The sequence below is a fragment of the Micromonospora pallida genome (assembly GCF_900090325.1).
GTDB lineage: Bacteria > Actinomycetota > Actinomycetes > Mycobacteriales > Micromonosporaceae > Micromonospora > Micromonospora pallida.
In genome coordinates, this window is sequence record NZ_FMHW01000002.1 from 1,714,278 (window position 1) to 1,736,796 (window position 22,519).

At 73.4% G+C, this 22,519-nt stretch carries 8 protein-coding genes; all 8 read left to right on the forward strand.

Features of this window, described 5'->3' with window-relative positions; genetic code table 11:
- Positions 1 to 1,097 precede the first annotated feature (1,097 nt).
- Genes GA0074692_RS07560 through GA0074692_RS07595 form a run of 8 tightly spaced genes read left to right on the forward strand, consistent with a single transcriptional unit; the run spans position 1,098 to position 22,487 of the window.
- Complete coding sequence (locus GA0074692_RS07560) at positions 1,098 to 9,263, forward strand: type I polyketide synthase (RefSeq protein WP_091640811.1); 8,166 nt, start codon at positions 1,098 to 1,100, stop codon at positions 9,261 to 9,263.
- A gap of 20 nt (positions 9,264 to 9,283) precedes the next feature.
- Positions 9,284 to 15,865 carry a type I polyketide synthase gene (locus GA0074692_RS07565; protein WP_091640815.1) on the forward strand — a complete coding sequence of 2,194 codons (6,582 nt, stop codon included), beginning with the start codon at positions 9,284 to 9,286 and terminating at the stop codon, positions 15,863 to 15,865.
- Between the two features lie 6 nt (positions 15,866 to 15,871).
- Positions 15,872 to 18,652 (forward strand): type I polyketide synthase, encoded by a 2,781-nt coding sequence (locus GA0074692_RS07570; protein WP_091640817.1) that lies wholly within the window; start codon positions 15,872 to 15,874, stop codon positions 18,650 to 18,652.
- Positions 18,653 to 18,657: 5 nt separating this feature from the next.
- Positions 18,658 to 19,407 (forward strand): polyketide synthase, encoded by a 750-nt coding sequence (locus GA0074692_RS07575; protein WP_091652881.1) that lies wholly within the window; start codon positions 18,658 to 18,660, stop codon positions 19,405 to 19,407.
- Between the two features lie 23 nt (positions 19,408 to 19,430).
- On the forward strand, positions 19,431 to 20,678 hold the full coding sequence (locus GA0074692_RS07580; protein ID WP_091640820.1) for a hydroxymethylglutaryl-CoA synthase family protein: 1,248 nt from the start codon (positions 19,431 to 19,433) through the stop codon (positions 20,676 to 20,678).
- A gap of 2 nt (positions 20,679 to 20,680) precedes the next feature.
- Positions 20,681 to 21,490, forward strand: a complete 810-nt coding sequence (locus tag GA0074692_RS07585) for an enoyl-CoA hydratase/isomerase family protein (protein ID WP_176738345.1) — start codon at positions 20,681 to 20,683, stop codon at positions 21,488 to 21,490.
- Entirely contained in the window at positions 21,465 to 22,211 is a 747-nt protein-coding gene (locus GA0074692_RS07590; RefSeq protein ID WP_091640826.1) for a polyketide synthase, read from the forward strand. The genes GA0074692_RS07585 and GA0074692_RS07590 overlap by 26 nt, the downstream gene beginning before the upstream one ends.
- 27 nt (positions 22,212 to 22,238) lie before the next feature.
- Positions 22,239 to 22,487, forward strand: coding sequence for a phosphopantetheine-binding protein (locus GA0074692_RS07595; RefSeq protein WP_091640829.1), 249 nt, complete (start codon positions 22,239 to 22,241; stop codon positions 22,485 to 22,487).
- Positions 22,488 to 22,519 lie beyond the last annotated feature (32 nt).

A 22,519-nucleotide genomic window follows, 5' to 3' on the forward strand; every position in this document is an offset into this window, starting at 1 on the left:
CCCCGGGTATCGGCGGCAGGTCGGGAAGAGGTGCCGGTCGACGCCGGTGCCGGAAATGAGCCGGTAATTCGCGAGTGTGCCGAGGGCGGTCGTGCGGCGCGCCGCACGACGGGGCCCGCCGCAGCGCCGCCCCGATCGAGCCGTTCGGTGGACTGGTTGCCAACTGTCCGATGAGGACTTTCCGGCCGGGTCGGTCGCCGGGAGCGAGCCGGACGGACGGATGTCGGAAGGTGGACAGACCCATCGTGTCAAGCCCGGTCGGTCGGCTCCCCGACAGTCGGTGGGCCCGGTCGCCCGTGCGGTGTTTCGCGCGAGTAAACCGCTGGTAAAGGCTGTACTCCACAGTGGTCCTGGTGGCTGGTGCCACGTCATCCGGACGGCCGGTGGCCGGTGGGGCGGGTGCCGGATGTTGCGGCGGGCGGTGCCCCGCCTAGAGTCGGTTCCGCCATTCGATCGAGATATGTATCTTCCCCGAAATTATGAGGCGGCTGGCTGTGCCACAGTGGACCGAGCCTGCCCGCCGGGCTCCCCTGATCGACAAAAGACTGTCCAAAACCGGCGTAACGAAGTTGGTTGCGTCCGCAAGCAGCGCCGCTGCTAGCATCCCGGTGCGATCCACTGGAGTTGCGTGAAAGACCCCGCCGGGCTGATGCTGTGGCGGAATTGTTGGTGGCTGTTCCGGCCCCTGGGCCGGTGGTGACCCGTGCCCATTCCCGACCTGCTGGGACAGGTCGGCCGGGGCGGGAATGGATATTGGGGTGTGCTGTGGGTGAGGTTTCTGAGCGGTCGACGTCCGGCCGCGCACCGTGGCCCGGAATAGGCGCGCCGACGACACATTCCGCCGTCCCCGAATCGCCGAAGGTAGCTTTTCTCCGTCCGTCGCCAGTGCGACCAGGGTCGGACCGGGGCGCGCGCTGGCGTCCCCGGGCCGTGCCCGGGGCCGTGGTGGCGACCGGGGGCGCCCGTACCTGCTGACCCGACTTCCGAGCCTGCTACCCACCGCGTCGGCACCTCCCCGACCGGTCGACCCGCGCCACCTCGACGACGAGGCCCGGCCGGGCCCGGTCGACGGAGCACTCTCCCCTGAGGACACGTCCATGCAGCATCCCGATCAGGCAGCGTCGCGTCACGATTCGCCCACCGCGCCGACGGTGGAGGAATGGCTCCGGCAGCACCTGGCCGTCCAGCTCGGTCTGGACGCCGCTGGTCTGGACGCGCACGAGCGATTCCACCGGTACGGTCTCACTTCCCTGCGCGCCGCAGGACTTATCGCCGGGCTCTCCCAGTTTCTCGGGCGGCCACTTCCGGCGACCCTTGTCTGGGACCACCCGACCATCGATTCGCTGGTGCGGTTCCTCAGCGCGGGGGATCGGGCACCCTCCGTGCCGGACGCCCGCCCGGCGGTACGCGAATCGGAACCGATCGCGATCATCGGAATGGCGTGCCGCTTCCCGGGAGCACGGAACACTGACGCCTACTGGCAATTGCTGACCGAGGGTGTCGACGCCATTACTGAGGTGCCGACCGATCGGTGGGACGTCGACCATTTCTACAGTTCCGCACCGGACGCGCCGGGCCGGACGAGCACCCGTTGGGGCGGTTTCCTCGACCAGGTGGACCACTTCGACGCGGGGTTCTTCGGTCTGGCCCCGCGCGAGGTCATCCAGATGGACCCGCAGCAGCGGCTGTTCCTCGAACTGGCGTGGGAGGCGCTGGAGGACGCCGGCATCGCCCCCGGCAGCCTGAAGGACAGCCCCACCGGCGTGTTCTGCGGCGCGATGTGGCAGGACTACGCCCGGCTCGCCGCCCGTGATCCCGAGGACGTCACCGCGCACACCGCGACCGGCCACGACCTGAGCGTGATCCCGGCCCGGGTGTCGTACCTGCTCGGACTCCAGGGGCCGAGCCTGGCCGTCAACACCGCCTGCTCGTCCTCCCTGGTCGCGGTCCACCTCGCCTGCCAGAGCCTGCGCTCCGGCGAGTCGACGGTGGCGCTCGCCGGCGGCGTCAACCTGACCATCGCCCCGGACAGCACCGTGGCGATGTCGAAGTTCGGGGCGATGGCGCCGGACGGCCGGTCCAAGGCCTTTGACGCGCGGGCCAACGGCTACGTGCGGGGCGAGGGCGCCGGCATCGTCGTGCTCAAGCCGCTGTCCCGGGCGCTCGCCGACGGCGACCCGGTGCACTGCGTGATCCGCGGCTCGACGGTCAACAACGACGGCTTCAGCAACGGGCTCACCGCCCCCAACCCGCAGGCGCAGGTGGCCATGCTCCAGGCCGCCTACCAGCGGGCGGGCGTGGCGCCCGAGCGGGTCCACTACGTGGAGACGCACGGCACCGGAACGTTCCTCGGCGACCCGATCGAGGCCAACGCGATCGGCGCCGTGCTCGGCGCGAACCGTCCCGCCGACCGGCCCCTGGTGATCGGGTCGGTCAAGACCAACATCGGCCACCTGGAGGCCGCCGCCGGCATCGCCGGCCTGATCAAGACCGCGCTCGCGATCCGGCACCAGACCGTCCCGCCGAACCTGCACTTCACCCAGCCGAACCCGCACATCGACTTCGAGCGGCTCCGGTTGCGCGTCCCCGGCACCGTCGAGTCCTGGCCGTCCCCGGAGGAGAAGCCGCTCGCCGGCGTCAGCGCCTTCGGCTTCGGCGGCACGAACTGCCACGTGGTACTGGAGGGGGCGACCCCGCAACCGGTCCACCTGCTCCCGCTGTCCGCTCCGGATCCCGCCGCGCTGCGGGTGGCCGCCCGCGCCGTACGGGAGGCCGCCACCGGCCCGGTCGCCCTGGCGGATCTCGGCTACACCGCCGCCCGCCAGCGCACCGACCAGCCGTACCGGCTCGCCCTGCCCGCCCGTACCCGGGACGAGCTGGTCGACCGACTCGACCAGTGGCTCGCCCCCACGTCCGAACCCGTTCCCGCGCCGTCGTCGCCGCCCCGGGTGGTGTTCGTGTTTCCGGGTCAGGGTGGTCAGTGGTGGGGGATGGGTCGGGAGTTGGCTCGGTGTGAGCCGGTGTTCCGTGGGGTGTTGCGGGAGTGTGGGGCGGCGTTTTCGGAGTTTGTGGACTGGTCGTTGGTGGAGGTGTTGGAGGGGGAGTCGGTTCCTGAGGGGATCGATGTGGTGCAGCCTGTGTTGTTTGCCGTTGAGGTGGGGTTGGCGGCGTTGTGGCGGTCGTGGGGTGTGGAGCCTGCGGCGGTGGTGGGGCATTCGATGGGGGAGGTCGCGGCGGCGTATGTCGCTGGGGCGTTGTCGTTGTCGGATGCGGCTCGGGTGATCTGTGAGCGCAGTGGTTTGTTGCGGCGGATTTCGGGTCGTGGGGCGATGGCGGTGGTGGAGTTGCCGGCCGGTGAGGTTGAGGCGGTGGTGGCTCCGTTTGGTGGTGCGGTGGTGGTGGCGGCTCTGAATGGGCCGGTGACGACGGTGGTGGCGGGTTCGTCGGAGGCGGTGGACGCGGTGGTGGCGTCGCTGTCGGGTCGGGGGGTGTTCGCGCGGCGGGTGCAGGTGGATGTGGCGTCGCACAGTCCGCAGGTTGATGAGTTGCGGGATGAGTTGGTAGCGCGGTTGGTGCCGGTGTCGCCGCGTCGGGCGGTGGTGCCGTTGTATTCGACGGTGCGGGGGGAGGTTCTTGCTGGTACGGAGTTGGATGCGGGGTACTGGTGGGAGAATTTGCGGGAGCCGGTGCGGTTCGCGCCGATGGTGGACCGGTTGTTGGGTGACGGGTCGACCTGCTTCCTCGAGATCAGCCCCCACCCGGTCCTCGGCGCCGCCATCGAGCAGAGCCAGGCCCGACACCCCGGTCGGGGCATGACGCTCGCCTCGACCCGCCGGGACGAGGACGAGCGCGCCGCGCTGCTCGACACGGCGGCCCGGCTCTACCAGCTCGGACAGCCGATCCACTGGCCGGCCCTGTACCCGCAGGACGTGGTGCCGGTCGCGTGGCCGTCCGCATCGGACACGCCGGCCGACCCGGCCCGGCCCACCTCGCAGACCGCGCCCGGCACCGCGTCCGACGTGCCGATGGTCGCGTCGAACGACCCGGCCCCCGCGTCCGCCATGCCCGGCGGCGCCGGAGGTGCGCCGGGCGGGCGGGACACCGGGGACGCCGTACTGCTGCCGCTGTCGGCGCACACGCCGGCGGCGCTGACCGACCTGACCCGGCGCACCGTGGACCTGCTCCGCCGCCACCCCAACCTCGACCTGCGCGACCTCGCCCACACCGCCGCCGTACGGCGGACCCACCACGGCGTCCGGCTCGCCGTCGCCGCCACCTCCCGCGCGGACCTCCTCACCCAACTCGAGGCCCACCTCGCCGACGGCCGCCCGTCGGACCCGGTACCCGCCGGCCCGGCCCGCCGGGTGGTGTTCGTGTTTCCGGGTCAGGGTGGTCAGTGGTGGGGGATGGGTCGGGAGTTGGCTCGGTGTGAGCCGGTGTTCCGTGGGGTGTTGCGGGAGTGTGGGGCGGCGTTTTCGGAGTTTGTGGACTGGTCGTTGGTGGAGGTGTTGGAGGGGGAGTCGGTTCCTGAGGGGATCGATGTGGTGCAGCCTGTGTTGTTTGCCGTTGAGGTGGGGTTGGCGGCGTTGTGGCGGTCGTGGGGTGTGGAGCCTGCGGCGGTGGTGGGGCATTCGATGGGGGAGGTCGCGGCGGCGTATGTCGCTGGGGCGTTGTCGTTGTCGGATGCGGCTCGGGTGATCTGTGAGCGCAGTGGTTTGTTGCGGCGGATTTCGGGTCGTGGGGCGATGGCGGTGGTGGAGTTGCCGGCCGGTGAGGTTGAGGCGGTGGTGGCTCCGTTTGGTGGTGCGGTGGTGGTGGCGGCTCTGAATGGGCCGGTGACGACGGTGGTGGCGGGTTCGTCGGAGGCGGTGGACGCGGTGGTGGCGTCGCTGTCGGGTCGGGGGGTGTTCGCGCGGCGGGTGCAGGTGGATGTGGCGTCGCACAGTCCGCAGGTTGATGAGTTGCGGGATGAGTTGGTAGCGCGGTTGGTGCCGGTGTCGCCGCGTCGGGCGGTGGTGCCGTTGTATTCGACGGTGCGGGGGGAGGTTCTTGCTGGTACGGAGTTGGATGCGGGGTACTGGTGGGAGAATTTGCGGGAGCCGGTGCGGTTCGCGCCGATGGTGGACCGGTTGTTGGGTGACGGGTCGACCTGCTTCCTCGAGATCAGCCCGCATCCCGTGCTGGCGGCCGGCATCGAACAGAGCTGCCGGGCGCGCGGCGGCGACGGCGTGGTCCTCGCCTCCACCCGGCGGGACAACCCGGAGCGGCTGGCCATGCTGGACACCGCCGGTGAGCTGTACCGCCGGGGCGTACCGGTCGACTGGACCGCGCTGCACCCGACCCCCGGCGCGGTCGTCCGCCTGCCCGACTACCCCTGGCAGCGGGAACGGTTCTGGGCCGACGAGCCGGCCACCGCGCCCGCCCGCGCCCGCCGCACCGGCGGCCACCCGCTCCTCGGCGAACACGTCGAGTCGTCGCTGGGTGCCCACCTCTGGACCACCGAGATCGACGTCGACGCGCTGCCGTATCTCGCCGACCACCGGGTGCGCGGCCAGGTCGTCGTGCCCGCCACGGCGTACGTGGAGATGGCCCTGGCCGCCGTCGGCGAACTGCTCGGCACGCCGGCCCGGACGGTCGAGCAGCTCGACGTCGTCGCGCCGCTCGCCCCGTCCGGGGAACGGCCCACCACGGTCCAGGTGACCCTCACCGGGAACCCGTCCGGCCAGCTCGCCTTCCAGTGCGCCAGCCGGCAACCCGACGAGAACGGGCAGCCGGGCGACTGGCAGGTGCACGCCCGGGGCAGCGTCCGCGCCGGGGAATCCGCCGTCGCCCCCGACCTCGCCGACACCCCCGGAACGGACGGCCCCGAGCTGACCGGGGACGAGCACTACGCGGCCATGCGCAACCGGGGCCTGGACTACGGCCCGCGCTTCCAGGGCGTACGGCAGATGTGGCGGGCCGACGGCGCGGCGTCGGCGCGGATCCACCTCGCCGAGGAACCGGCCGGCGGGTACCGGGTGCACCCCGCGCTGCTGGACAGCTGCCTCCAGGTGGCGATCGCCGCCCTGCCTGGCGCGGCCGACGACACCTGGGTGCCGGTCCGGATCGAGCGGCTCGACCTGCGGGAACGCCCCGGATCGACGCTGTCCTGCCGGGCCCGACTGCGGCCCGCCGACGCCAGCGACCCGGAGGCGCGCACGGTCGACCTCGTGGTCCGCGCCGACGACGGCCGCGTCCTGCTGGTCGTCGACGGCCTGCGCCTGCGCCGCCTGGCGCGCGACGCCGCCGACGCCGGCCTGCTCCACGAGATCCGCTGGGAACCCCTGGCCACCCCGCCCGGGGACGCCGACTGGGCCGGCCGGTGGCTGCTGCTCGCCGACCGGGACACCACCCTCGACGCCGCGCTGGCGGCCCGGGGCGGCACCTGCGTCGTCGTCCGGCCGGGCCCGACCTACCGGCGGCTCGCCGCCGACCGGTACGAACTCGACCCGACCCGCCCCGAACAGTTCAGCGACCTGCTCGCCGACGCCTTCGGCGCGGACCGGCCCTGCCGGGGCGTGATCCACCGCTGGGCGCTGGACGCCGGGGACCCGAAGCCCGACCCGACCGCCCTGGAGGACGCCCACCGGCTGGTCGCCGACAGCGTGCTGAACCTGGTCCGGGCGCTGCACGACCTCCCGCCGGCGCAGCGGCCCCGGCTGTGGCTGGTCACCCGGGACAGCCAGCCGGCGGTGCCCGGCGACCGGGTCTCCGCGCCGTTGCAGGCCCCGCTGTGGGGGCTCGGCCGGACCATCGCGCACGAGCACCCCGACCTGCGCTGCACCCGCGTCGACCTCGGCACCGACCTGCCCGACGAGGACGCCGCCCTGCTCACCGCGCTGCTCGTCCCGGCAGAGGAGCCCGACCTGGCCCTGCGCGGCGGCGACCTGCTCGTCTCCCGGCTGGTCGCCGGGGCCCCCGGCGCGGCGACCGCCGTCGCGGAACCGGCCGGCGACCGTCCGTTCCGCCTCGAACTCGACCGGGCCGGCACCCTCGACCAGCTCCACCTGCGTCCGTTCACCCCGGCCCCGCCCGGCCCCGGTGAGGTGCTGATCGAGGTACGGGCCAGCGGCCTGAACTTCCGGGACGTGCTGAAGACCCTCGGCGCGTACCCCGGCCTGGACGACGCGGCGGTCACCCTGGGCGACGAGTGCGCCGGAGTGGTGGCCGCCGTCGGGCCGGACGTCACCGACCTGCGGATCGGCGACCCCGTGGTGGCCGTCGGCCGCCGGTGCATCGGCAGCCACGTACGGGCCGACGCGCGACTGGTGGCGCCGAAGCCCGCCGGTCTCGACTTCGCGGATGCCGCGACCATCCCGATCGCCTTCCTCACCGCCGCGTATGCCCTGGAACACCTCGCCCGGATCGAACCGGGCGAGCGGGTGCTGGTGCACGCCGCCGCGGGTGGGGTCGGCCTAGCCGCCGTGCAGCTCGCCCAGGCCGCCGGGGCGGAGGTGTTCGCCACCGCCGGCAGCGCGGAGAAACGCGCCTACCTGACCTCGCTGGGCGTGCCGCACGTGCTGGACTCGCGCAGCACCGCCTTCGCCGAGCAGGCCCGCGCCGCCACCGGCGGGCAGGGCGTGGACGTCGTGCTGAACTCCCTGGCCGGCGAGTTCATCACGCACGGCATCGCCGCGCTCGCCCCGTACGGGCGGTTCGTGGAGATCGGCAAGCGGGACATCCACCAGGACCGGCCGATCGGACTCGGCGAGTTCCGCCGCAACCTGTCCTTCTTCGCGGTCGACCTGGACCGGATGTTCACCGAGCGGACCGTGCTGCTCGGCACGCTGCTGCGCCGGATCGTCGCCCGGGTCGACGCCGGAGAGCTGCGCCCGCTGCCGACCCACCGGTTCCCGGTCGCCGAGGTACGCGACGCGTTCCACCTGATGGAGCAGGCCGGCCACATCGGCAAGATCGTGCTGACCGTGACCGACCGGCAGACCGTCCCGGTCACCCCGGCCCCCGGTGCCGCCCGGATCCGCCCCGACGCCAGCTACCTGATCACCGGCGGCTTCGGCGGACTCGGCCTCGGCGTCGCCCGCTGGCTCGCCGACTCCGGCGCCCGCCAGCTCGTCCTGGTCGGCCGTACCGGCGCGCCGGACACCGCCCGGCCGGTCCTCGACGACCTGGCCCGGGCCGGGGTGGAGGTGGTCGCCCTCGCCGCCGACCTGACCGTCGCCGACGAGGTGGCCCGGGTGCTCGGCCACGTCCGGGAGCACCTGGCGCCGCTGCGCGGCGTAGTGCACGCGGCCGGCGTGCTGGACGACGGCATCCTGCTCCAGCAGACCGCCGAACGGTACCGGCGGGTGGCCCGTCCCAAGGTCGACGCCGCGTGGCACCTGCACGACCAGACCCGCACCGAGACGCTGGACTTCTTCGTCCTGTTCTCCTCGGTGACCTCCGTGCTCGGCTCACCCGGCCAGGGCGGCTACGCCGCCGGCAACGCCTTCCTCGACGCGCTGGCCCACACCCGTCGGGCCGCCGGCCTGCCGGCGCTGAGCGTCAACTGGGGCCCCTGGTCGGCGGTGGGCATGGCAGCCCGACTGGAGCAGGGCGGCCAGGAGGCGCTGCGTGGCCTGCGCGCGATCAGCCCGGACCAGGGCGTCACCGTCCTCGGCGGGCTGCTCGGGCGGGACACCGCCCAGGTCGCCGTGATGCCGTTCGACGCCGCCGAGTGGGTGGCCGCCTACCCGGCCGCCGCCCGCAGCAACCAGCTCGCCCACCTCGGCGCCGACGCGGTCGGCCAGCCGGCGGCGGCCGGCGCCCGCGCCGACTTCCTGGCCGCCGAGCCGGGACGCCGTCGCCGGGCGGCGATGGAGACGTACGTCCGCCAGGAGGCGTCCCGGGTGCTGCGCCTGGCCCCGGCCCGGATCGGCGTCGGCACTCCGCTGCGCAGCCTCGGCTTCGACTCGCTGATGTCGCTGGAGCTGCGCAACCGCCTGGAGGCGGGCCTCGGCATCGCGCTGTCGTCCACGGTCATCTGGAACTACCCGACGATCGCGGTGCTGGTGCCCTACCTGGCCGAGCGGATGGCGATCCCGCTCGACCCGCCCACCGCACCGGACGGCCCCGACGACGCCGACCCCGGACCGGCCGGCGGGCGGGGTGGCATCTCGGTCGACGACCCCCTCGGCGACCTCTCGGTCGACGACGACCTGGGCGACCTCTCGGTCGACGACCTGGCGGCGCTGCTCGTGCAAGAACTCAACGACCTCGATTCCTGACGGCGGACAAGGAACCGACAATGCCCTCAGCGGAACACCCCTCGGCGGCCACGCTGCACCGCGCGTTGACCGCGGTGCGCGACCTGCGCGCCAAAATCGAGGCCAGCGAGCGCGCCCGGACCGAGCCGATCGCCATCGTCGGCCTGGCCTGCCGCTTCCCCGGCGGCGCGAACAGCCCCGAGGCGTACTGGGCCCTGCTGCGCGACGGGGTCGACGCGGTCTCGGAGGTGCCCGCCGACCGGTGGGACGCCGACACCCTCTACGACCCGGACCCCACCACGCCCGGTCGGGTCGCCAGCCGGTGGGGCGGCTTCCTGGACCAGGTGGACCGGTTCGACGCGGCCTTCTTCGGCATCTCGCCCCGGGAGGCCGACCAGATGGACCCGCAGCAGCGGCTCCTGCTGGAGGTCGCCTGGGAGGCCCTGGAGAGCGCCGGGCAGACCACCGAACAGCTGGCCGGCAGCGCCACCGGCGTCTTCGTCGGCGTACACAGCCACAGCAACGACTACACCTGGCTCCAGTTCGCCGACCCGGAACGGATCGACACCTACACCGGCACCGGCACCTCGCACAGCGTCCTCGCCGGCCGGATCTCGTACCTGCTCGACCTGCGCGGGCCGAGCGTCGCCCTGGACACCGCGTGCTCGTCCTCCCTGGTCGCGGTGCACCTGGCCGTGCAGAGCCTGCGCAGCGGCGAGTGCCGGACCGCGCTGGCCGGCGGGGTGAACCTGGCGCTCGGCCCGCACTTCGCGATGGCCACCACCAAGATGCGGATGATGGCCGCCGACGGCCGCTGCAAGACCTTCGACGCCGCCGCCGACGGCTTCGTACGTGGCGAGGGCTGCGGCGCGGTGGTGCTCAAGCGGCTCTCCGACGCGCGACGCGACGGCGACCCGGTCCTCGCGGTGATCCGTGGTACGGCGGTCAACCAGGACGGCCGGACCAACGGCCTGACCGCCCCGAGTGGGCTGTCCCAGCGGCAGATCGTCGCGCAGGCACTGACCAACGCGGGCGTCGAGCCGGCGGAGGTCGACGCGGTCGAGGCCCACGGCACGGGCACCGCGCTCGGCGACCCGATCGAGATCGAGGCGCTGACCGAGGTGTTCGGCCCGGCGACCGGGCAGAGCCGACCGATCACCCTCGGCTCGGTCAAGACCAACATCGGCCACCTGGAGGCCGCCGCCGGCATCGCCGGCCTGATCAAGGTGGTGCTGTCGCTGCGGCACGAGGCGGTCCCGCCCCACCTGCACTTCCGTACCCTCAACCCGAACACCTCGCTGGCCGGGACCCGGTTCGTCATCCCGACCGAGCTGCGCCCCTGGCCCCGCGGCGAGCACCCCCGGTACGCCACGGTCAGCTCGTTCGGCTGGTCCGGCACCAACGGCTGCCTGGTGCTGGCGGAGGCCCCCGCCGACGACACCCCCGCTGGGGACACCCGCGCGGTCATGGACACCCCCGCTGGGGACACCCGCGCGGTCATGGACACCCCCGCGCCCGCAGTCGGGGCGGCCGACCGGGTGGAGCTGCTGCCGCTGTCCGCCCGCAGCCCGCAGGCGCTGCGTGCGCTGGCCGGCGCGTACCGGTCGATGCTGGCCGACACCGACGTGCCGCTGCGTGACCTGTGTTGGACGGCGGCCGTCCGGCGCAGCCACCACCCGTTCCGGGCGGCGGTCACCGGCCGCAGCCACACCGAACTGGCCGACCGGCTGGCGGCCGTCGTCGACGCCCCCGCCCCGGCCGAGGCGGCCGTCCCGGACATCCCGGCCGGACCGGTCTTCGTCTTCTGCGGCCAGGGCGCGCAGTGGGCCGGCATGGGCCGGGACCTGCTGGCGGCCGAACCGGTCTTCGCCGAGACGCTGCGCCGCTGCGACGAACTGTTCCACGCCCTCGCCGGCTGGTCACTGCTGGACGAGATCGTCGCCGACGAGGACCGCTCCCGGCTGGACCGCACCGAGGTCGCGCAACCCGCGCTCTTCGCGGTGCAGGTGGCCCTCGCCGCGCTCTGGCGCTCGTGGGGCGTCGAACCCGAGACGGTGATCGGCCACAGCGTCGGCGAGGTCGCCGCCGCCCACGTCGCCGGGGTGCTCAGCCTCGAGGACGCGGTACGCGTGGCGTACCACCGGGGTCGGGTGATGCAGTCGGCGCACGGACTCGGTCGGATGGCCACCGTGGCGCTGCCGGAACACGAGGCCGCGCAGGCCGTGGCCCGGTACGGTGACCGGCTGACCGTCGCGGCGGTCAACAGCCCCACCTCGACGGTGCTGGCCGGTGACGCCGACGCGCTGGCCGAGGTGCTGGCCGTCCTCGCCGAACGGGGCGTGTCCAGCCGGCCGCTGCGGGTCGAGTACGCCTTCCACAGCCCGCAGATGGCACCCTTCCAGGCCCTGCTGATCCAGGCGCTGCACGGCATCACGCCCCGCCCGGCCGTCGTGCCGATCGTGTCCACGGTGACCGGGCTCCCCGCCACCGACGGGGACTACGGCCCGGCGTACTGGGCCCGCAACATCCGGCAGCCGGTCCGGTTCGCGGCGGCCCTGGCCCAACTCGACGGGGCAGGTGCCGGCTGCACTGTGCTCGAGGTCGGCCCGCAGCCGGTCCTGGCGCGGCCGATCGTCGAGCAGGCCGAGCGGCACGGTCGGCCCGGCGTGGTGCTGGCGTCGATGCGGGCCGGCGCGGACGGCCGGACCACCCTGCTGACCGCGCTCGGCGGGCTCTACCGCGCCAACCACACCGTCGACTGGACGCGCGCGCACCCGATCCCCGGCCGGTGCGTGCCGCTGCCCGGCTACCCCTGGCAGCGCCAGCGGCACTGGCTGCGCGGCACGCCCCGCCCGGCACATCGGACCCCGGCATCGGGCGGCCACCCGCTGCTCGGCCGACGCATCAACACCGCCGTGCCGACCTTCGACAACGTTCTCGACGCCGGGGGCTTCCTCGGCGACCACCGGATCCACGGCGCGGCGCTGCTGCCGATGACCGCGTACCTCGAGCTGGCCCTGGCCGCCCACGGCGGCACCGCCCCGGCCCAGGTCACCGACCTGATGCTGCACCAGCCGCTGGTCCTGTCGGACGACGCGCCCCGGTCGGTGCAGGTCGTGCTGACCCCGGCGGCCGGCGCCGGCGCCGGGTGGTTGCAGGGGTCCCCTGCTACGCAAAAAGCGGTAACAGGGGACCCCTGCTACCACCTCAGCAACGGGACGGTGCAGGTGTTCAGCCAGCCGGCCACCGGCGGCCACGACCAGCCGTGGACCCGGCACGCGACCGGCGGGGTGGGGGAGTACACCCCGCCCCCGGCCGACCGCCGCGACCCGGCGACGCTGCCCGACAGGCTCACCCCGGTCGACGTCGCGCCGTTCTACCAGCGCCTCCGGTCGGCCGGCATCGCGTACGGCCCAGCCTTCACCGGCGTTCGTGAGCTGTGGCGCGGCACCGACCAGGCCGTCGGCCGGGTCGCCCTGGCTGACGATTCCGATGACTACCGCTGGCATCCCGCGCTGCTCGACGCCGCCCTCCAGGTGGCCCTGGCCGCGTTCCCCGACGACCCGGCCGACGCCTGGCTGCCGATCGGCCTGGACCGCTTCGCCACGGTCACCGCGCCCGGCCGGCAGGTGTGGAGCCACGCCCGGCTGCGCAGCCGCAGCGCCGAGGCGGCCGTCGCCGACATCGAACTGCGTACCGCCGATGGGGTCCTGGCTGCCCGGATCGAGGGCCTGCTGCTGCGCCGCGCCGACCGGCACGCCCTGCACGGCGCCGCCGCCCCGGAAAACCGGTACGAGATCGCCTGGGAGCCGGCCGAGTCGACCACCCCGACCTCCGGCCCCGGCGACTGGCTGCTCCTGGCCGACCACGGCGGCACCGGCACCGCCCTCGCCGACCTGCTGCGGTCCCGGGGTGAGCGGGTCGACCTGCTGCCCCCGGACGCCGACCCGACCGGGCCGCTGCGGCAGCCCGGCCGGACCTGGCGCGGCGTGGTCGACCTCGGTGGCCTCGACGCTCCGGCCGGCGAGCCGGCCCTGGAGGAGGTGCTGGTCGCCCACGAGCGGACCGTCCGCCGGGTGCTCGACCTGGTGTCCACCCCGGCCGTCGACGACTCCACCGCGCCCCGGCTGTGGCTGGTCACCCGGGGCGCCCGGGCGGTCGTCTCCGGCGAGCCGGTCACGGTCACCCACGCCCCCGCCTGGGGGCTGGCCCGCGCGGTCAACCGGGAACGGGCCGACCTGCGCTGCGGGTGCGTCGACCTCGACCCGGCCGACCCCCGGCCGGTGGCCCCGGAACTGGCCGACCTGCTGCTCGCCGCCAACGGCGAGGACGAGGCCGCGCTCCGCGACGGCGTCGTGCACGTGCCTCGGCTGGTGCCCGCCGAGTCGCCGGCCGTAGCTGACCGCCCGGTGCGGCTGCGGATCCGGGAACGCGGCGTGCTGGAGAACCTCACCCTCGAACCGGCCACCCGCCGTCAGCCGGAACCCGACGAGGTGGAGATCCGGGTCCACGCCACCGGACTCAACTTCCGGGACGTGCTGAACACCCTCGGCATGTACCCGGGTGAGGCCGGCCCGCTCGGTCTGGAGTGCGCGGGCGAGGTCGTCGCCGTCGGCGCACGGGTCACCGACCTCGCCGTCGGGGACCGGGTCCTCGCGCTGGCCCCGGCGAGCTTCGCCAGCTACGTCACGGTCTCCGCCGCGCGGGTCGCACCGATCCCCGCCGGGCTGGACTACGCCGAGGCGGCCACCGTCCCGGTCACGTACCTCACCGCCGCGTACGGGCTGCACCACCTGGCCCGGCTCAAGCCCGGCGAGCGGGTGCTGATCCACGCGGCGGCCGGCGGCGTCGGACTGGCCGCCGTACGGCTGGCCCACGCCGCCGGGGCGGAGGTGTTCGCCACCGCCAGCCCCGCCAAGTGGCCGGTCCTCACCGACCTGGGCGTCCGGCACGTGTTCCACTCCCGCACCCTCGACTTCGCCGACGCGATCCGCGACCGCACCGACGGGCAGGGCGTGGACGTGGTGCTGAACTCGCTGGCCGACGAGTTCATCCCGCGCAGCATCGGCGTGCTGCGCGAGGGTGGCACCTTCCTGGAGATCGGCAAGCGCGGCATCTGGGACGCCGAGCGGGTTGCCCGGCTGCGGCCCGACGTGCAGTACCACCCGTTCGACCTGGGCGCGGTCGCCGACGCCGACCCGGCGCTGATCCGGGAGACGCTGCGCGAACTGACCGACGGGCTCGGCGCGGGACGGCTCGCCCCGCTGCCGCTGCGGGCCTTCCCGCTCGACCGGGCGGTGGACGCGTTCCGCCACATGGCCCAGGCACGGCACGTCGGCAAGGTCGTGGTGACCCACGACCACCCGCCCGTGGTGCGCCCCGACGCGACGTACCTGATCACCGGTGGCCTCGGCGGGATCGGCCCGGCGGTGGCCCGCTGGCTGGTCGACCGGGGTGCCCGCCACCTGGTGCTGCTCGGCCGGAGCGCGCCCTCGGCGGAGGTCGCCGCGACCCTGCGCGACCTGCACCCGGACGCGCGGATCCACACCCGACAGGCCGATGTGGCCGACCCGGACGCGCTGGCCGGCATGCTCGCCGAGATCGCCGCCACCATGCCGCCGCTGCGTGGGATCGTGCACGCCGCCGGGGTGCTCGACGACGGGGTGCTCGCCCAGCAGACCTGGTCGCGGTTCGCCGGGGTGCTCGCCCCCAAGGTGGCCGGCGGCTGGAACCTGCACCTGCTCACCCGGGACCTACCGCTGGACTTCCTGGTGTTCTGCTCGTCGGTGGCCGCGCTGCTCGGCTCGGCCGGGCAGAGCAGCTACGTCACCGCCAACACGTTCCTCGACACGCTCGCCCACCACCGGCGGGCCCGGGGCCTCGCCGCGACCAGTGTCGCCTGGGGACCGTGGGCCGACGGCGGCATGGCCGCTCGCCTGGACGACCGGCAGCGGCAGCGCCTCGCCGCGCAGGGCTTCCGGGCGCTGCCGGCGGACGAGGCCACCGACGCCCTCGGCCGGGTGCTGGACGCCCGGACGACCCAGGCCGGGGTGTTCGCCGTGGACTGGCCGACCCACCTGCGCGGCTACGGCGACCGTCCGCCGGCGCTGCTGGCCCGACTGCGCCGCGCCGAGACGCCACCCGCCGCCAGCTCGACCGACCAAAACCCGACCGACCTGGATCCGACCGGCCAGGGCCCGACCGGTGGCGCCCGCGAGCGGATCGAGGACGCCCACCCCACCGAGCGCCGCCAACTCCTCCAGGAGTACGTGCAGCGCGTCGCGGTCACCATTCTCGGCCTGCCGTCGGCACAGCCGGTCAACCCGCAGCAGCCGCTGCGGGAACTCGGCCTGGACTCGCTGATGGCGGTCGAACTGCGCAACGCGCTGGGCGTGTTCGCCGGCCGGCACCTGCCCAGCACCCTCGCCTTCGACCACCCCACGGTGACCCGGCTGACCGACTACCTGCTCCGCGAACTGTTCCCCGAGCCCACGACGCCGCCCCCGGCGGCCAGCACCCCGCCGCCCCCGACGGGCCGGCCGACCTGGTCGCCCGGGTCGCCGCCCTGGACGACGCCGACGTCGAGGCGCTGCTGGCCGCGAAACTCTCCGCCCTGGAGGTGACCAACCATGAGTGACACCGGAGCCACCGCGGCGACGCTGTCCCCGCTCAAGCGCGCCCTGGTCGCGATCGAGACCCTCCAGGCCCGCCTGGACGAGATCGAACGCGCCCGCACCGAACCCATCGCCATCGTCGGCGTGGGCTGCCGGCTGCCCGGCGGCGCGAACAGCCCCGACGAGTTCTGGACCCGACTGCGCGACGGCGTGGACCTGATCTCCGAGGTGCCCGCCGACCGGTGGGACGCCGACGCCTACCACGACCCGGAGCAGGCCACCCCGGGCACGATGAGCAGCCGCGACGGCGGCTTCCTCGACCAGGTCGACCGGTTCGACCCGGGCTTCTTCGGCCTCTCCCTCGGCGAGGCGGCCAGCATGGACCCGCAGCAGCGGCTGCTGCTGGAGGTCGCCTGGGAGGCCCTCGAACACGCCGGGCAGGTGCCGGCGAAGCTGGCCGGCACGCACACCGACGTGTATGTGGGCATCAGCACCTGGGACTACTCCCTCCTGCTCGGCGGCGCGCCCATCCGGGGGCTCTCCGGCACCGCGTTCAGCATCGCCGCGAACCGCCTCTCCTACGTCTTCGACCTGCACGGCGCGAGCCTGGCGGTGGACACCGCCTGCTCGTCGTCGCTGGTCGCGGTGCACCTGGCTTGTCAGAGCCTGCGCGCCGGCACCGCCCGCACGGCCCTCGCCGGCGGCGTCAACGTGATGCTCTGGCCGGAGACCACGGCGGCGTTCTCCCAGGTCGGCATGCTCTCCCCGGACGGACGCAGCCGCACCTTCGACGCCAGCGCCAACGGCTACGTGCGGGGCGAGGGCGCCGGCATGGTCGTCCTGAAGCGACTCTCCGACGCCCGCGCCGATGGCGACCGGGTGCTGGCCGTCATCCGGGGCTCGGCGGTCAACCAGGACGGGCACAGCAACGGCCTGACCGCCCCCAACAGCGTCGCCCAGGAGGCGGTGCTGCGGGCCGCCCTCGCCGACGCCCGGATCGCCCCGCACCGCGTCGACTACGTCGAGGCGCACGGCACCGGCACCACCCTCGGCGACCCGATCGAGGTGCGCGCCCTGGCCGCCGCGCTGGGCCCGGGCCGCGACCCGGACCACCCGCTGCTCCTCGGCTCGGTCAAGACCAACACCGGGCACCTGGAGGCCGCCGCCGGCATCACCGGCCTGATCAAGGTGGCGCTGGGCCTGCACCACGGCGAGATCCCCCCGCACCTGCACCTGCGTGAGCTGAACCCGCACGTCGAGTGGGACAAGCTGCCGCTGCGGGTGACCACCACCCGCACCGCCTGGCCGTCCCCGGCCGGCAAACGGGTCGCCGGGGTCAGCTCGTTCGGCTTCGGCGGCACCAACGCCCACATCGTCCTCGGTGACGCGCCGACCGACCCCGCCCCGACCGCCCCGGCCGACCAGCGGCCGTTGCGGCTGCTGACCGTGTCCGGACGCAGCGAGGAGGCGCTGCGCGACCAGGCCCGCCGGTACGCCGACCGGCTCGCCGCGTCGCCCACCCCGACGCTGGCCGGGCTGTGCCACACCACCAACGCCCGACGGACCCACTTCGCGCACCGGGCGGCGGTGCCGGTGGCCGACCTGACCGCCGCCCGCGCCGCGCTGACCGCGCTCGCGGCCGGCGACACCCCCGACGGGCTGTACCGGGCCGCCGTCCCCACCGGCACCCGGCGCCGACTGGCGTTCGTCTTCCCCGGTCAGGGCGGCCAGCACATCGACATGGGACGCGAGCTGTACCGGACCGAACCGGTGTTCCGGCGGACCATCGACCGGATCGCTGAACTGTTCGACGTGCACCACCCGTGGCGGCTGCGCGACGTCATGTACCCGGCCGAGGGCGGCGTCCGCTACCCGATCGACGAGACCGAGTACGCCCAGCCGACGCTCTTCGCGATCCAGTGCGCGCTGGCCGAGACGTGGCGCTCCTGGGGCGTCCGCCCCGACGCGGTGATGGGGCACAGCCTCGGCGAGTACGCCGCCGCCTGGGTCGCCGGGGTGTTCAGCCTGGAGACCGGGGTCCGGCTGATCGTGGAACGCGGCCGGCTCACCCAGACCCTGCCGCCGACCGGCATGATGGCCGCCTGCTCGGCCTCCGCCGAGGACGTCGCCGCCCTGCTCGACGGGTACGCCGGCCAGGTGGCGATCGCCGCCATCAACGGCCCCGAGCACACCGTCATCTCCGGCGAGAAGACGGCCGTGCAGGCGGTGCTGGAACGGCTGGAGGAGGACTTCGTCCTCACCCGCCCGCTGCGGGTGTCGTACGCGTCGCACTCGCCGCTGCTGGAACCGATCCTCGACGAGTTCGAGAAGGCCATCACCGGGCAGGACTTCGGCGAGCCGCAGATCCCGTTCATGTCCACCTACCGGGCGACCATGCTCCGCTCAGGCGTCTGCCACGACCCGGCGTACTGGCGGCAGCAGCTCCGCGAGCCGGTCCGGTTCCTGGAGGCCACCCGGGCGCTCGCCGCCGAGGGCTACGACACCTTCCTGGAGATGGGCCCGAAGGACACCCTGATCGAGATGGGCAAGCGCTGCCTGCCCCGGGGCACCGGCCGCTGGCTGCGCTCGCTGGACCCGGAGACCGGCAACTGGCAGACCCTGCTGGACAGCGCGGCCGGCCTGCACACCCACGGCGTCGACTTCGACTGGGACGCGTTCGAGGGCGCCGCCCACCCGCCGGTCGACCTGCCGACCTACCCATTCCAGCGGCGCCGCTGCTGGCTGGACCCGGAGCAGATCCGGGCGCACCGCCTGACCACGGAAGACCAGAGGTGACGGAGATGCCCGACGTACTCGAGGTGACCGCTGACGGGTCGGGGATCGTCCGGGTCGCCATCTGCGACCCGGAACGGGAGAACCGGCTCAGCTACGAACTGGTCGACCAGCTCATGGCGACCCTGGACAAGCTGGCCGGCGACGAGTCGGTGAAGGTGCTGCTGGTCACCGGCACCAGGGAGATCTGGTGTGCCGGGGGCACCCTCCAGATGCTCAAGGAGATGGCCAGCGGCGTGTACGACGAGCGCCGCCTGCTCGCCCTCTCCGACCGGTTGTTGAGCTTCCCGGTGCCGGTGATCGGCGCCCTGGAGGGACACGCCGTCGGCGGCGGACTGGCCCTGGCGCTCTGCTGCGACCTGACTGTCGCCGCCGAGAACCGCCGCTACGCGGTCAACTCCGCGAGCATGGGGTTCACCCCGGCGATGGGCCTGTCGGTGCTGCTGCCGGCCGCGGTCGGTCACCACTTCGCCGCCGAGATGATCTTCACCGGCAAGTACTACAAGGGCCGCGAACTGGCCGACCGGCGACTGTTCAACGCGGTCGTCCCCGCCGACGAGGTGCTGGCCCGCGCCACCGACCTCGCCGAGCAGATCGCCGAGAAGCCCCGCTACGTGCTGGAACTGCTGAAGGAGACGCTGGCCCTGCCCAAGCGTCACCTCCTCCAGGACGCCATCGCCCGTGAGCCGCTGATGAACCGGGTCTGCTTCAACCAGCCCGGCAGCGACGCCCTGCTCGACCAGACGTACCTGAACTGACCCGAGACGAGGAGAACACCCCCATGCGGGTAGGTATCGAGAAGCTCAACCTGTACGGCGGTCGCGCGTACCTCACGATCGCCGACCTCGCCTCGGCGCGCGGCGGCTCCCTCGACGAGCTGGAACGCCGCCAGATGGTGCCCTACGAGGCCCGGTCGATCATCCCGCCGTACGAGGACCCGGTGACCCTGGCGGTCAACGCCACCGAGCGGCTGCTCACCGACGCCGACCGGGAACAGATCGAACTGGTCGTGGTGGCCACCGAGTCCGCCGTGGACTTCGGCAAGCCGATCTCCACCTGGGTGCAGCGGTACTCCCGGCTGCCCGCGCACAGCCGCAACTTCGAGGTCAAGCACATGTGCTACGGCGGCACCGCCGCGCTGCGCGTCGCCGCCTCCTGGGTCGCCTCGAACGTCCGGCCCGGCAAGAAGGCCCTGGTCATCAACAGCGACCTGAGTCGGACCCGCAACCACGTGCAGACCGAGGACGACGACCTCGGCGAGCTGATGGCCGGCGGCAGCGCGGTCGCCATGCTGGTCAGCGCCGAGCCGACCGTGTTCGAACTGGAGTTGGCGAAGGCCGGCTACTGGACCAACGAACTCTCCGACGCGCTGCGCCCCAACTCGCGTACCGAGATCATCACCGGGCAGACCAGCTTCTACTCGTACCTCGACGCGCTCGAGGAGACCTACGAGCGGTACGAGCACATCGTCGGCGAGTTCGACTTCGACACGTACTTCCGGAAGAACATCTACCACGCGCCCTTCCCCGGCATGACCCGCGTCGCGCACAAGACCCTGCTCAACCGGCTCGGCGTGTTCGACAAGGCGGCCATCGAGGCGAGCTGGCGGGAGCGGGTCGCCGACAGCACCCACTTCGCCCGGCGGATCGGCAGCGCGTACGGCGCGTCCACCTTCATCTGCCTGCTCGGCATGCTGTACGCCGGCAGCGGCTTCGCCGCCGGGGACCGGTTCTCCGTCTTCGCGTACGGCTCCGGCTGCCAGGCCGAGTTCTACAGCGGCCTGGTCGGCGCCGACGCGCAGGCGTACGTGCGGGGCCTCGACGTGGACGCGCACCTCGACTCCCGGGTCCGCCTCGGCGTCGAGCAGTACGAGCAGATCGAGAAGGCGTGCGAGTCGAACATCGACGAGCCCAGCTACGAGCCGCTGACCCAGGACGTCGGCGACCTGTACGCGCAGCGCTACGACGGCCAGCGCCTGCTCGTCCTCGAGGGCGTCCGCGACTACCAGCGCCACTACACCTGGAGCTGATCGTGGATCGCGCGGTTCGCTCCGAGATCGCCGACGGCGTCTGCTTCGTGACGCTCGTCGCCGCCGCCAACGGCAACGCCATCAACTTCGACCTGATCGACGGGTTGGAGGAGGCACTCGACGCCGTGGACGCCGACCCGGACTGCCGGGCCCTGGTGCTCACCGCCGAGGGGGACACCTTCTGCCGGGGGCTCGACCTGGAGGCGTTCTTCGTCCACGGCAGACTGCCGGAACGTGAGCAGCTCCGTCGGCTGCCGGCCTGCCTGGCCCGGCTGCGGCGGTCCCGCGTACCGGTGATCGCCGTCGCGGACGGCGAGGCCATGGGCGGCGGTGTCGGTCTCCTCGCGGCCTGCGACCTGGTGCTGGGCACCCCGAACGCCCGGTTCATGCTCTCCGAACCGATCGTCGGCCTGGTGCCCGCCACCATCGTGCCGTTCCTGCTGCTGCGCACCGGCCCGGCCCGGCTGCGGGCGATGACGCTGAGCACCCGGGGCATCGAGGCCGCTGAGGCGCACACCTACGGCCTGGTCGACGAACTGGTCACCGGCGGCGTCGAGCCGGCCCTGCGGGCCCAGCTCCAACGGATCTTCCGGTCCGCGCCGCCGGCGCTGGCCGAAACCAAGCGGTACTACGACCGGTTGAGCGCCGCCGACCTCGACGAACAGATCGAGGCGGGCCTCGACCTGTTCACCGGCTGGCTGGCCCGGCCGGACGTCCTGGCCGGGGTCACCGCCTTCGGGGAGGGCTTCGCACCACCGTGGTTCGCACGCTATCGAGGGCGGATGGATGTTCCAGGTCATTCGGGTACGTGAGGTGGAGCCCGGCATCGCCGAGCTGACCCTCGACGACGCCGAGCACGACAACCGGCTCAGCGACCGGCTCTGCGACGAGCTGCTCGCCGCCCTGGCACAGCTCGCCGCAGACCCGCAGCTCAAGGTGCTGCTGCTGCGCGGGCGACCGGAGGTGTTCTGCGCCGGGGCCACCATGGACGCGCTGCAACGGGTGCTCTCCGGCACCCTGCACGTCAAGGACCTGCTGCTGTCCCGGCCCATGCTGGACTTCCCGGTGCCGATCGTCGGCGCCCTCGAAGGGCACGCGGTCGGCGGCGGCCTGGTGCTCGCGCTCTGCTGCGACCTTGTCGTGGCCGCCCGCAACCGCCGGTACAGCATGAACTTCGCCCGGATGGGCTTCACCCCGGCGATGGGCACCACCACGCTGCTGCCGGCCGCTGTCGGCGCCGCCACCGCCGCCGAGATGGCCCTGACCGCCCGCTACTACAAGGGCAGCGACCTCGACGGACGCGGCCTGTTCAACGCGGTCGTGCCGGCCGCCGAGGTCGTCGACACCGCCCTCGAGTACGCCCGGCGCATCGCCGAGAAACCCCGTCACGTGCTGGAGCTGACCAAGGAGAGTCTCGCCCAGCCCCGACGGCAACTGCTGCGCGCGGCGATGTCCCGCGAGCACCTCATGCACCGGGTCTGCTTCGGCCGACCCGAGGTCGCGGACATCGTCGCCGAGACCTACCTCACCTGAGAAGTACCACCGAGAAGGAGCACGAACATGGAACGCCAGCAGGTCGTCGACGTGGTGACCAAGCACATCCGACTCAACGCCGAGGGCCTCGACGACAAGCCCGTCGACACCTCGAAGTCGATGAAGGAGTTCGGCCTCGGCAGCCTCGACATCGTCGAGATCGTGTCGGCCTCGATGCGGGAACTCAAGATCCGGGTGCCCCGTACCGAACTGGCCAACCTGGCCAACATCGACGAGTTGGTCGACCTCTTCCTGAAGGTCAGGCAGGAGCAGTAGGTCCCGGTCCCGCAGGAGCAGTAGGTCCACGT